Source organism: Lacinutrix neustonica, assembly GCF_026625145.1.
In the GTDB taxonomy this organism is placed as follows: Bacteria; Bacteroidota; Bacteroidia; order Flavobacteriales; family Flavobacteriaceae; genus Lacinutrix; species Lacinutrix neustonica.
Genome location: NZ_CP113088.1, coordinates 1,929,766 through 1,942,483, shown reverse-complemented (window position 1 = coordinate 1,942,483; position 12,718 = coordinate 1,929,766). Strand labels below are relative to the sequence as shown.

Annotated in this window: 12 protein-coding genes and 3 pseudogenes; 6 read left to right on the top strand and 9 right to left on the bottom strand. The window is 35.5% G+C overall.

The annotated features are described in order from the left end of the window. Positions 1–87: 87 nt before the first annotated feature. The 7 genes and pseudogenes from N7U66_RS22815 to N7U66_RS10675 form a co-directional block, all read right to left on the bottom strand. Positions 88–2,047: pseudogene (locus tag N7U66_RS22815) on the bottom strand (DUF7849 domain-containing protein). A gap of 364 nt (positions 2,048–2,411) precedes the next feature. Then, positions 2,412–3,035 (bottom strand): hypothetical protein, encoded by a 624-nt coding sequence (locus N7U66_RS21760; RefSeq protein ID WP_313791515.1) that lies wholly within the window; start codon positions 3,033–3,035, stop codon positions 2,412–2,414. After that, positions 2,950–3,441, bottom strand: a complete 492-nt coding sequence (locus N7U66_RS21755; protein WP_313791514.1) for a hypothetical protein — start codon at positions 3,439–3,441, stop codon at positions 2,950–2,952. The genes N7U66_RS21760 and N7U66_RS21755 overlap by 86 nt, the downstream gene beginning before the upstream one ends. A gap of 76 nt (positions 3,442–3,517) precedes the next feature. Continuing rightward, positions 3,518–4,537, bottom strand: a complete 1,020-nt coding sequence (locus N7U66_RS10685) for a hypothetical protein (protein WP_267678469.1) — start codon at positions 4,535–4,537, stop codon at positions 3,518–3,520. An 84-nt stretch (positions 4,538–4,621) separates the two neighbouring features. Continuing rightward, positions 4,622–4,834, bottom strand: coding sequence for a T9SS type A sorting domain-containing protein (locus N7U66_RS22565; protein ID WP_390886653.1), 213 nt, complete (start codon positions 4,832–4,834; stop codon positions 4,622–4,624). Positions 4,835–4,838: 4 nt separating this feature from the next. Further along, the gene (locus N7U66_RS10680) at positions 4,839–5,078 is read right to left on the bottom strand and encodes a hypothetical protein (protein WP_267678468.1); all 240 of its coding nucleotides are present in this window, start codon (positions 5,076–5,078) and stop codon (positions 4,839–4,841) included. A gap of 24 nt (positions 5,079–5,102) precedes the next feature. Continuing rightward, a complete protein-coding gene (locus tag N7U66_RS10675; RefSeq protein ID WP_267678467.1) occupies positions 5,103–6,548 on the bottom strand; it encodes a hypothetical protein in 1,446 nt (481 codons plus the stop codon). Between the two features lie 103 nt (positions 6,549–6,651). Between N7U66_RS10675 and N7U66_RS10670 the strand changes: the two genes are divergently transcribed. The 3 genes from N7U66_RS10670 to N7U66_RS10660 are packed head-to-tail and all read left to right on the top strand — an operon-like array spanning position 6,652 to position 7,970. Further along, positions 6,652–7,233 (top strand): RNA polymerase sigma factor, encoded by a 582-nt coding sequence (locus tag N7U66_RS10670; protein WP_267678466.1) that lies wholly within the window; start codon positions 6,652–6,654, stop codon positions 7,231–7,233. A 4-nt stretch (positions 7,234–7,237) separates the two neighbouring features. Next, positions 7,238–7,726: a hypothetical protein gene (locus N7U66_RS10665; RefSeq protein ID WP_267678465.1), complete on the top strand. Its 489-nt coding sequence runs from the start codon at positions 7,238–7,240 to the stop codon at positions 7,724–7,726. Next, positions 7,701–7,970 (top strand): hypothetical protein, encoded by a 270-nt coding sequence (locus N7U66_RS10660; protein ID WP_267678464.1) that lies wholly within the window; start codon positions 7,701–7,703, stop codon positions 7,968–7,970. The genes N7U66_RS10665 and N7U66_RS10660 overlap by 26 nt, the downstream gene beginning before the upstream one ends. A gap of 186 nt (positions 7,971–8,156) precedes the next feature. Here the strand turns inward: N7U66_RS10660 and N7U66_RS10655 are convergent, their stop codons facing one another. Further along, positions 8,157–8,633, bottom strand: coding sequence for a S41 family peptidase (locus N7U66_RS10655; RefSeq protein ID WP_267678463.1), 477 nt, complete (start codon positions 8,631–8,633; stop codon positions 8,157–8,159). Between the two features lie 23 nt (positions 8,634–8,656). After that, positions 8,657–9,733: a PDZ domain-containing protein gene (locus tag N7U66_RS10650; RefSeq protein ID WP_267678462.1), complete on the bottom strand. Its 1,077-nt coding sequence runs from the start codon at positions 9,731–9,733 to the stop codon at positions 8,657–8,659. A 183-nt stretch (positions 9,734–9,916) separates the two neighbouring features. On the opposite strand from N7U66_RS10650, the pseudogene N7U66_RS10645 reads away from it, so the two are divergent. From N7U66_RS10645 to N7U66_RS10635, 3 genes and pseudogenes are all read left to right on the top strand, one after another. Continuing rightward, positions 9,917–10,683, top strand: a pseudogene (locus N7U66_RS10645) (TatD family hydrolase). Positions 10,684–10,714: 31 nt separating this feature from the next. Continuing rightward, positions 10,715–11,744 (top strand): annotated as a pseudogene (locus tag N7U66_RS10640) (asparaginase). 181 nt (positions 11,745–11,925) lie between these two features. Beyond that, positions 11,926–12,699, top strand: a complete 774-nt coding sequence (locus tag N7U66_RS10635) for a MotA/TolQ/ExbB proton channel family protein (protein ID WP_267678461.1) — start codon at positions 11,926–11,928, stop codon at positions 12,697–12,699. Positions 12,700–12,718 lie beyond the last annotated feature (19 nt).

The window sequence follows — 12,718 nt, the reverse complement described above, 5'->3', positions numbered from 1 at the left end:
ATCAGGAATATAATACCGCTTTTTTTCATAGTGCAAAATACAAACAGGAGCTTTTTCAAACCAAGAATTCATAATAGACCACTGGACTCAAAATTTCCATAGGGCGTACAATTGCAGGTAATTAAATTGTTCTTTAAAACTGAAGACATAACGGGCGCCTACACTTGGTCCAATACGGGCAAATCCAGCTGTAGCTTCCACTAAAAAACCGCTTCTAAAATTAGAAAATGAGTCGCTGGTTTCTTCAGAACTGTCGTTTGCGAGAATGAGGGCTCCAGGTTGCGTGTTTATGTTTTCGAAGTTCTCGATTAAGATCTGTTCTGTTCGTTTTTCACTAAGAGACACCATGCCTTGTAATCCCGCACCTATACCCGGATAATTATTAATATTGTAGCGTGCTAAAACTGGGAATTCCCAATCTATAATTTTATAGCTGTTATTTGTTGTTATGCGCTCAAATTGCTGTTCTCCGGTGGGCGAATCGGTGAGTCCTTCTGTTACAGAACTTTCACTTTCATAGCGGTGAAAACTGTTTAATAACTCTGCTTGCCAGTACCATTTATAAGATTTATAAGGGGAAATGGTGGCACCTATAAAATAGCTAGTAGAATTTTTTAAATCACTAAATGCATTATAGCCCGTTTTTACGCCAACAGAAACACCAGGTAAAAAACGCGTGGTAGAATAGTTTGTAATGATGGGGTCATTTTTATCAAAAATAATAGCGGTACGAGACTTCGTTTTTATTTTATGAAAATCCTTACCAAACTTCAAACTGTATTTAACAAAGCCTTTGGTGGAGTCGTAATCTTTGACGTTTTTTTGTTCACTTCCAGGCAAATAGATGTTTTTAAAAGTGAAAATAGCTTGCGTCTCTGTAAATGTGGTATCCAAACAACTGTATTTTACGACTTGTTTGGGGCATATTTTGCATTTGGGGTACATGTCTTCCACTTGAATAGTCGTTTTATCAAACATGTTTGGAATGTCTGTTTCTAAACGGATGGTTCGCGCGGGGCCCTCTCCATTATTTTGAAATCTAATTTTGAATTTAGGACGTTTAAAACGAACGAGGCGGTAATTTAAAAAGGTAGCGTTCGAAGACATTTTATTGGGATCATGTGAGGTTACAATTTCCATCTCCATATCCTTAACTTTATGACTCTTGTAAGCATCATCTCGGGATGTAAATACTTCTTACAGAAATAATGGCACTGGTGTCTTTTAGCATTTACGGAGTCGTTTTAAAAGTAAAAAATACATGACGTTCCTCATTGGGCTTCATGTTACTAAACTCTAAAGCCTTCGTGTTTTTATACGTGGTCTCTGCTTCTGCTTTGGTTAACTCTAGATCTTCTCTTTCGGTAGTGTCAGAAACGATTGCTTTTATATATTGAATGCTGCTTTCTGAGGACGCATAAAAACGCGTGTCCTCATTTTTTTCTTTAGAAAAGACGAAACCATCGACAGGACTGTTTTTTTCATTATGATAGGTTCTCGAATCGACCAACTCAAAATTATCGGCTTTATATTTTGCTTCATTAAAATAAAGCAGTAGCTTTCCGTTAGTCGCATATGTCTTACTGTTTTTATAACTCATAACAATCACCATATCTTCGCTAGGCATGGGTTCGCGGTTTCTAATAAGTGTTAAATCTTCAGTCATAGAGGCTTCTTCGTTATAAGTGCCCTCTACCGTATCAATTTTTAATTTTTCAGGTCTTGTGGTTGGTGGTTTTCCTGTGTCATACATATTGGTCGCCCAATACTTTACTTCGTACTCGCCTTCTTTTTTGTATTTTTTTAGAGGCTTTTCTTCTTTGCTATAATCACCATCTCCAAATTCCCAAAAATGGTTGTAAAATGCTTTTGGGGCCCCTGCAATTTGATTTAAAGGCGGGGTAACAGCAGAAAATTCAACAGTATTGGCTTTAATCTTATAGGTTATTGTAGCCGTTCGTGTAAGGGTGTCATTTATCATGTTTTCCTGCGCCAATAGCATTACGGAAAAGCTGAAGAATAAAAGTGTAATAAAGGACGTTTTCATGGTTGAATGAATTAATAGCATTTAAATATACAAAAACTGAAAAGGGTTAATGAGATATAATTTTAAATCTTGCAATACTGGACTAATTTATAGGTTAAAAGCCGGAATCTATTTCCGGCTTTAGTTATGTAGGTTATTTATGAAATGGAAGCTAATAGGCTTAACAGAATGACCAATCGAATGGCAAAGAAAAAAAGTTGCTCTTGAATTGCTGTTGTGTTAACTGTTGTTTTCATAATCTTAAACTTTAATGTTTACACCCTTATATCAACTCAACCATTACTTTGTTACCTGTTTTTTACATTTTTTTCAAAAAAAAGTCGAAAACTAGGTGTTTTCGACTTTTTAAAGTAGGCATTAATGATTATGGTAGCGCATTAATGATGTTTATAAATTCGGATTCGGTAACTAGTGCTGTTTCACTAAAATCAAAAGTAATGATGTCATCGGCAACAATAGTTACTGCCTTTACAGCGTATCTCCATATTCCATTGTCTTCTGTTGCGAAAATAACATGACATTCTAGGCCTATTGGAATTTGTCCGTAATGTTCGCTAAATAAGTTTAATGTGCCATCGTAAGTGTCTAAAGAAGCTAAACCACTGTCTTCCCCGTCGTATGACAAGTAAATCGCACTATTTGTAAAATTGTAACCTACTGGAGCTTGTGCTTTTATTAACGTTTTTGGTCTTGGATCGTTATAAAAACGGTCAATATTAGACCATCCAAATTGACCTAAAAAAGCATAATAGGCACCGCCTTCTACAAAGACTCCCCCTTGTCCTGTAGCATCACCAACTCGGTCCCAATCTAAATTATCTTCGGCATCTATAGTGCCTTCCCAAAGGGTCATCGCTGCATCTGCTCCTCCAGTTAAACTGTGCGGCACTACTAATTGTATATCACAATTTGTTTCTATAGCGATGCCGTTTTGTGTGGCTTCTAAAAGAAACTCCCCACCGAGATAATAACAGTGCTTTGTCTCCATTAGGTAAGACCCCCATGGTTGGTTTGTTTGTGGTTAACATGTTTCCTTTTTCAAATAATTCAACATACTCCAAATCAATGGTTCCAGTGACTGCATTCCCGTTTAATGATAAACAGTTGGTGTTTATGTTGATTTGTACACCGTGGTCTGACATTAGTGAGACGTTCCCATCATTGCCATCAAACTGGAAAGTTTGTGTTTGGTTTTCTAAAGCTTGTGCTTTAATGTTTGAAAATTCCTGAGCAGTAGCGACTGTTTTTACGGTTTCCAAGTCTGAATCATCGTTGGTTTCACAACTTGTGAATAATACTGCGCTTAATATTAAGGCTCCGAATACGTGTTTTAAATTTCTATTCACGTCTTTCTTAGCGTTAAAGTGTTCGTGATTTGTTTTTGAAAAGTTCATAATTTCTATGTTTTAATTGTTATACACCTTTATATAAACAAGGCAACGTTTTTGTTACCCTGTTTTTAATATTTTTTTAATCCAATAGGCTTAAAGCCTCTAGAATTTCTTGAGTAGATTTCGCTTCAAAGTTTAAGGTCAATTCTTCGTCATCAGCAATTACTAGATCTTCTACCGCTAGATATTGCTGATTGTTTAGTAAAGTAATTGCGATATAGGTGACTGCTAAGCCTTCCGGTAACATGTCGATATAACTTTGTAACCCATTGGTATATGGTGTGCTAAATTTTACGACAGCAGGAAGGTTGTTTTCTTCAAAAATCAAGAATACCACGGTTTCTGATGGGTTTGGACTATTAGATAAATTGATGTAATTCGTCGTTTTGGTTCCGGGATAATTGTAAAACTTATCACAATTAGACCAGCCCGTTTCAAAAACATCATAAATATAAGACGCTGGAGAAGAAACATATTGCATATTGTTTCCGTTGGCACCTACATCACTAGTTGCATTCCATACAATACCTTCTTGAGTTGAAACTGTTCCAGCAAAGGGAAGTATATCTAGATCTAAACCTCCTGCTGAAGGCACTGCGATTTGATAATTAGTGCCATTAGCTATTTCTAGAGGGTTTCCGTTTTTAGAAATTTTCACTTCTGTTTCACCTTCAGAGAGAAGAAACGTATTTTCACTAGAAAAGTTAATAGCATTGGTGGGTTTATTAGACAAGATCATCCGGCTTGGTTTAAAAATTTCTTTAATCGCCACCTCTACCATTCCTGTTACTGGGGTGTTGTTCCCGTCTACAAAAGTATTGGGAGGAAAGATGACTACTGTTCCCTCTTCACCAGTTACACTTCCTCCAGCTGAGGCATCTATTGAAAAGGTTTGGTCTTGTACGCCATTTGCTTCAAAAAAGCCTTGAATGTCATTATAGTTTAACACTTCTCCCGTGTCAATAGGAGCCGTGTCATCATTTGTTTCACAGCTAAAAAATATGGCGGTTAATAATAGGGCGCCGAATACACGTTTTAAATTTTTACTCACCCCATGCTTAGTGTTTAAGTGTGCGTTATTTTTTTTTGAATAGTTCATAGTTTCTATGTTTTAAAAGTTTAATATTTTATTATTCACTTTTATATAAATGGAGGTAACATTTTGTTACCCCCCATTTTGAAATTATTTTTTAATTATTTTTTTACTGAAGGATTCTCCATCAATTTGTGCAATACAGATATACAGCCCTGTTGGCCACTTACTGGTGTTTATAGTAGTTTTTTTAGTAGTCATTTCTTTAGAAAATATACGAGTTCCACTTTGGGTTGTTATTTGTAAGGCAATAGCCGAAGTGCTTTTAAACGCTGAAAAATCTAGAGTTAATTCATTATTTATAGGATTAGGGTAGGCGACTATCTCGGTCCGCTTTTGTTTCTGTACTCTCCTCTTGTGTTATAGGGTTGGTAACAGGCAGCTCTAATTCAACCTCTTGATCTTCTTGGTGAATGATAATGCGACGTTTACAACAGCTTACTTCAAAGAAAATATCAACCGAATGCCACGGTGAACCTACAGCTAAACGAAATCTATATATTTTCCCTGGTCTTAAATGGTAACCGAGAGGGTAAAAAATCCACAATATTGATGTTGTTAGGAGCTTGTGTTAATGGGTATACCCAACCGAGTGCAATACTAAGGTGTCGGTCCAGGTCATGGGGTTGAATTCTGCAAGACCAACAAAATATCCAGTCTCACAACTACTCAATGCGCCATCAACTAATAAATTATCAACCAAACATAATTCTGTAACGTCTAATGGGCCATATTTTGATGGTACTTGATTTACGGCGTAAGGATATCTAAATTTGGCCACTGCGGTAGCCCCCATATTTGGTCGGCAATCTTTACAGTTAAACACCTGGTGGAAACTTTGGTAGCTATGTAATAATGGATTGGCGCCTAGTTTTCTATCAATTCCGGTAATGATAAATTCACAATCGTAAATAGCAATACTGGATAAGTGATTTTCAATTTTCGTGCTTACCGCATATTCATGTATTAAAGCATTAGAGGCATCGAATAGTTTTAGCTTATAGTTAGGGTAATTAATACTGCCGTAATTCTTACTTATTAATAAACGGTTATTGATATCTACGTCTACTAACCCTTCAGAAGGTTGAAAGCTGCTGCTCGTGCCACCCACTAAATGTTTTACCACTTTAGTTGTAAAAGGGTAGGACGTTGAGGTATTCACGTTATAAAACACCTCCCAATTAGATCGTAAGGCTAATTGATTATTATTAAATTCAAAACGTTGCCCTGAGGTAGCATAGCTGGAATATAGGCTCGATAAATTAATGTTAGAAAAAGGCATAAAAACTGGCGAATACGTATAGCGCTTAATATGTAATTGCGAAGCGGTAATACTTCCGTGAGAATAGCCCACGGCGAACTTGCTGTCTTTCATGTCCATTTGAATAGAAAAAGGTTTAGAGTTTGTTATGCTAGGAATATTATCTAAAGGCAAAAAGCCTTTATAAAGTAAGTTTCTAAACACTTTAACTTTAGCTTTGGTGCCTTCAACACAGCCAATAAGAACATCACCATTAGGCGCTATTTCAATGTCTGAGGGTTTGGTGTTGTTTACAACTTCAATTCTAGGGCCCAGCTGAGCTCCAGAACTGTTGTATTTTTTTAAATACGTTCTAAAAGTCGTACTCCCTGCACTGGTGCGATCTACATACAATACATAAACGGTATTGTTTTGGTCCAATCTAATTCTCGTAAAACCGTGATAGGTTGAAATAAGTACTTGGGGAGACGTCGCTGCAAATGAGGTGCCGTTGTAAACCTTCAAATAATTTCCACAATCGACACCGCTCACCCAATAGGCAGAGGCATAAAATTGTTTATTCTTGTCTGATGTAGACTGCACCCAACTGCTTATAGAAGCGGTTAGACTACTGGTTTGAACCCCAGGGGTTAATTGGCCTTGGGCATGGGTCCATGTGGCGTGAGTACTAATGAGTACAAAAAGGACGAGGGTGATCATTTTTTTCATGATTTCTAAATATTTTTGGATTAATAATTTATTTAATTGTTTTGCCAAGTTGGCATTAACAACCTTATATCAAAAGCATTTAAAAATTGTTACCATTAATCGGTGAACTTTTTTTAAATTCGTTAGTAACTAATCAGGAATTAAGGCTTTTATGAGTGAAAAAAAGATCCACGAAGACCAAAAGTATGTTGACGGTTTACTACAAAACAACTCTTTTATCATTCAAGCTATTTATGACAAGTTTGTACCCAAAGTGGTTAATTATATAAAGCAGAATAGCGGTGATGCTGATCAAGCTCAAGACGTTATTCAAGAGACCATCTTTACCATTTATAATCAAGCAAAAGAAAAAGGGTTGCAACTCACTTGCCCCTTTGATGCTTATTTCTTCTTGCTCTGTAAACGTAAATGGTTAAACACGCTCAAAAAAAAGAATAACAAAGAGGTAACAATTAATGAAGCGGTTTTATCTAAAGATGACGACGCCCAAGAACTTGTTTTTGAAACGGCATTATTTGAGGAGAAACAAGCCTTGTTTAATGAGATGTTTCAAAAGTTAGGGGCCGCATGTAAAGATTTAATAAAAGCCACCTTTAAAATAAAATCCATGGAGGAAGTGGCAAAAAGTTTAGGCGTAACGTATGCCTATGCACGAAAAAAGAAATCGTTATGTATAGGACAATTAACAAAGCTGGTTCAAGAGTCACCTAAATTTAACCAACTTAATTATTAATGTTATGGAAGATCAAAATTATATAGTATTCGACCAATACCTACAGGGCGAATTAGCTGCTGAAGAATTAATTGCTTTTGAAGCACGCCTTAAAAGTGATGCGCGATTTGAAACCGCGTTCAAACTTTATAAAGACGTGTCTTCTCATTTACAGCATAAAATAGAAAATGAGACTGAGACGCATGCCTTTAGAGAAAATTTAAAAAACATCTCGAATACGCATTTTAATAAGATCAAAACCCCTTTAGAAGCACCAAAGAAACCCAAAGTATTTAGACTCGGTCAACTTGCAATAGCGGCAAGTGTAGTCATTTTATTAGGTCTTTTTATGTTTAATCAATTTTCAAATCCAGTATATTCCGATTATAATACACACGAACCCATGACGGTTATTCGCGGAGCAGATGGTATGGAAGCTGTGATGGAGGCGACCAAAGCCTTTAATAGCGCAGACTATATCAAAGCGAATGATTTGCTCCGAGACGGCACTTGAAAAGGACCCTGAAAATAAGGAGCTGCAACTGTATTATGCTATTACTAATATTGAATTAAATCATTTTAAAGTAGCCGATGCGATGTTGCTTGATTTATCACAGAGCCATTCGGCTTATAACTATAAAGCAACTTGGTATGCGGCTTTAAGTCAATTAAAACAGGAAAAAACAGCGGAATCTATTGCGTTTTTAAAACAGATTCCGAAACTGCAGAGGATTATAATCGAGCGCAAACACTTTTAAACAAATTAAAATAACTAGAACAAATCTGTTCGGTTTTATAAGCCTGACACGTCTTAAATTGTCGATAGTAAAGTAATTAATATTACAAGCATTGTGGTTGTTTATTTTCCTGTTTCAATAAACTCCGGAGCTCTATCCAAAACCTCGTCTTTCCCTTGTTGAATGCCTAAAATGGTTGGTTTAACTTCAATATCTCGGAACAATCCCAATGCGTTGTGTTTCACGTTTATCGGGATAATAAACACCAATTCCTGTAAATCGTGAATAAAAAGCTTTTATAAAATCAAAGTCACTTACATTTCCATCTGTGCCAGCGGTTTGACTGCCAATAATTGTTGTATTCTCTGCCGTTTGAAAGCACATGGCTGTCCATTCTGATTGGCTCTTAGACTTCTCGTTAAGTAATACAACAACTTTACCTTTGTAGTTGTTATTGTTTGTTAACGAATCTACTGGTCTTTCGCTTTTTGTCCATTTAAATTTCCCTGGATACTTTAAATCCGGTTTTGTATATATTGCAAAAGCTTTTTGTTTGACATTTAAAAACTGTGAAATCGCTCTAAAAGTGCCATTTGGGTAATTTCTCATGTCAAAAATAATAGCTTTACTTGATTTTAATTCTTTAATCATTTCAGGAACGTTTTCCACTTGTAAAGCACCCATGTTTACGTAACCAATGTTATTTTCTAAACGTTTAAATTTATTTTTAACTTAGATGCTTGATTAAGCTCCCATCTTTGCCATATGTTATAATCATTCCAATCAATTGTTTTTGATGTGGTCATGCCCTCTTTCAAAAACTCTAATGTAATAGTCTCACTATATCCTGAGAGCACAGGTTCTAGTATGTGCTCTAAATAGTATGCTTCATTTGATGCACTAATGAAGTCTCTGTTTTCTAAAATAATTTCTTTAATTGATTTGCCATTAACCTTAGTGATGACGTCTCCTACCTTTATGTCTTCTTTTTCTGTAAGTGCAACCTGTAAGACCTCTGTTACAATTATTTTTTCCTCAATTATTTTACAGGTAACAGGTAGAAACCGTTTGGTTTTTGTACCCTTTCCAAGATATCTATGAAACACGACATGGGAGTCATTGAGCCTGACCGTTAATTTTTGCATCGCTAAGTAAAAATCATCGTCGTTATTAGCTTCTATGAATAGCGGTATCATGTCCTCTAGAGTGCTATCCCAATCTTTGTCCATAACATACTTATAAGGATAAAAATATTCCATTAAATTCCAGTACATAAATAGCGCTAAAAGCCTTGAGTTTTTGTCATTAAAATCGTAAGCGGAATAGTCTTCGTTTTTTACGAAAATATTTCCCGCTTTTCTTTGATGCACATAATTTTGATTGCCTTGAAAGCGGTTGTTCTCAATAAACTTCAACGCTCTTGAAAGATTATTAGAAAACAAATCGTTTTTGTCAATCCAAGACAAATCAAAGTTTTTCTCAAAATAGTCAATATCTTCTGAAAGCATGATTGGCGCGATGGCTTCTACTTCTCCCAGGGAATTAATCCAGTCTTCTAAAACTAAAGAGAAGGCTTCTTTTGTTTTGGCTTGTTCAATTTTTGGTAAAACGTCAAAAAGTTGATTGTCCCAATGATAAATACCATTAGCTACTTTTGGATGATAATATTTAAGAACCCCCCAAACTTTACAGGTAGCTGCCAGTTTTTTAGTCTCAGTAAACTCGACTTGACCAAATGTTGATTGAGAAAGTATTAGGAGGAAGAGTAGGGTGATTTTTTTCATTTATTAGAAGATTATTAAAATAAGATATCTATATATGCAACAGTAATTCCCGTCTTAACAAAAGAGCTTGAGACTTATGTATTATAATGTAAATCAAATATAGGCTTAAAAAAACAAAAAGATAAATAGTAAATAGAAGCAGAAAAGTCCTCAATAACCAGATGACTTTTTTATTTTTACACCATGATTATTACCGATACGCATACCCACTTATATAGTGAGTCTTTTGAAGAGGATAGAACCGAAATGATGCAACGCGCGTTAGAGGCTAACGTTAAGCGATTATTTGTGCCAGCTATAGACTCTACTTATACAACAGCGATGTTGGAGTTGGAAAAAGATTATCCGAACATGTTTTTTTAATGATGGGATTGCATCCAACACATGTAAAAGAAAATTATAAGGAGGAATTGTTACATGTAGAAACGATGCTAGCGCAGCATAAATTCTATGCGGTTGGCGAAATTGGGATTGATTTGTATTGGGATAAAAGCACTTTAGCCATTCAGCAAGACGCTTTTAGACAGCAAATAAAATTAGCAAAACAACATCAATTGCCAATCGTAATTCATTGTCGAGACGCCTTTGATGAAATCTTTGAAATCTTAGAAGAAGAGAAAGGCGATGATTTATTTGGGATCTTTCATTGTTTTACAGGAACGATAGAGCAAGCGCATCAAGCCCTATCCTATAATATGAAATTAGGTATTGGCGGTGTCGCAACATTTAAAAACGGAAAAATAGATCAGTTTTTAAAAGCGATAGACTTAAAACATATTGTTTTAGAAACCGATGCGCCTTATTTAGCACCAAAACCTTTCCGAGGCAAGCGAAATGAGAGCAGTTATATTTTAAAGGTGATAGAGAAACTATCTGAAATCTATACTATTTCTGAAGAAAAGATAGCCGATATTACAACCGAGAATTCAAAAGCTGTTTTTGGAGTTTAAGAAACGAAAACCAAAAAGCTAAAGCTAGACTATGACTAAAACCATTCCAAACATACTCCTTATATATACAGGTGGTACCATAGGTATGATAAAGGATCCTGAAACCGGAGCTCTCCGCGCCTTTGATTTTAATAATTTATTAGATCGTATTCGCGAACTAAAATTATTAGACTGTAATATTAGTACAACCACTTTCGATTCGCCCATAGACTCTAGTAATATGGAACCCAAATATTGGGTGGCCATTGCAGAGATTATTGAGAAAAACTATACGGCTTGTGATGGATTTGTGGTTTTACATGGTAGCGATACGATGAGTTACACCGCTTCAGCGCTGAGTTTTATGCTGGAGCATTTAGCAAAACCTGTGGTCTTTACCGGTTCCCAACTCCCCATAGGTGATTTGCGAACCGATGCTAAAGAAAATTTAATTACCTCCATTCAAGTGGCGGCACTACAGCATTATAATAAACCGGTTATAAAGGAAGTGTGTTTATATTTTGAATATAAATTATATCGAGCGAATAGAACAACCAAGATAAATGCTGAACATTTTGAAGCCTTTGCCTCATTAAATTATCCGGACTTAGCAGAATCTGGTGTGCATTTAAAGGTTAATAATGAACGCTTGTTTAAACCTAATGCAAGAAAAGAGCTTGTTGTTCATAAAAATTTAGACGAAAATATAGCGTTGGTAAAATTGTTTCCAGGTATTTCAGAACGATTGTTGACCTGTATTTTTAATACTCCGATTTAAAAGGTGTTATTTTAGAAACCTATGGTGCGGGAAATTGTACGACAGAAAAATGGTTTGTCGACTTGTTAAAAGAAACCATTAATAGAGGAATACATATTATTAATGTCACGCAATGTTCGGAGGAAGTGTTATGATGGGACAATATGAAACGAGTGAAAAGCTGAAACGTATTGGATTAATCTCCGGAAAAGACATCACAACCGAGGCTGCCATTTGTAAATTGATGTATTTGTTAGGGCAAAATATTGCGCCTAACTTGTTCAAAACCATTTATGAAACGGCCTTAAGAGGAGAAATGAGTTAAAAATTAACGGTCAAAATTTGAACCTTCGCTTTTTTTTGTTTTTATTTGAGGCCGAATTAGCAGTGCCATTGATTAATTTATAACAGAGATTTTTTAAATCGATTAATCTATTTTGTATTATTAATTCCAATTTTTATATCTTTAACACTTTAACTAATTAATAAAATTAAGATCAAAACAAATGAAAAGATTTTTTTCTATCCTAGCCATAGTATTTCTAATGGCATTTGGTACAGCTAATGCAACTACTAATGCAGCAACAGTTGCAACTGCAGTTGTAACAATTCAAGATGATGCAGATGATACAACTGCAGCAGACGAAGACAAGAGTTTTCACCAAGAATTAAAACAACGTTTTATTGAAGGTGGCCCAGGATTTATGGGAATTGTATTATTATGTTTAATTCTAGGTCTAGCGATTGCTATTGAGAGAATTATCTTTTTAAACCTTTCTACAACAAACACAAAAAAATTAACTCAAAACGTTGAAGATGCTCTACAATCAGGAGGAATCGAAGCAGCAAAAGAGGTTTGTAGAAATACAAAAGGACCAGTAGCTTCTATTTTCTACCAAGGTTTAGATCGTGCAGATGAAAGTTTAGAGTCTGCTGAAAAAGCGGTTGTCGCTTACGGTGGCGTACAAATGGGACAATTAGAGAAAAACGTTTCTTGGATTTCTTTATTTATCGCATTAGCACCAATGCTTGGGTTCATGGGTACTGTAATTGGTATGATTCAAGCCTTCGATAAAATTCAATCGGCAGGTGGTATGGATGCAACCTTAGTAGCAGGTGGTATTAAAGTAGCCTTATTAACAACAGTATTTGGACTTATTGTAGCGATTATACTTCAAATTTTTTACAATTATATCGTAGCAAAAATTGATAGCATTGTAAATGACATGGAAGATTCTTCTATCACTTTAATGGATATGTTATCGAGATACAAAAAATAAGGAATTTACTAATTTTAAA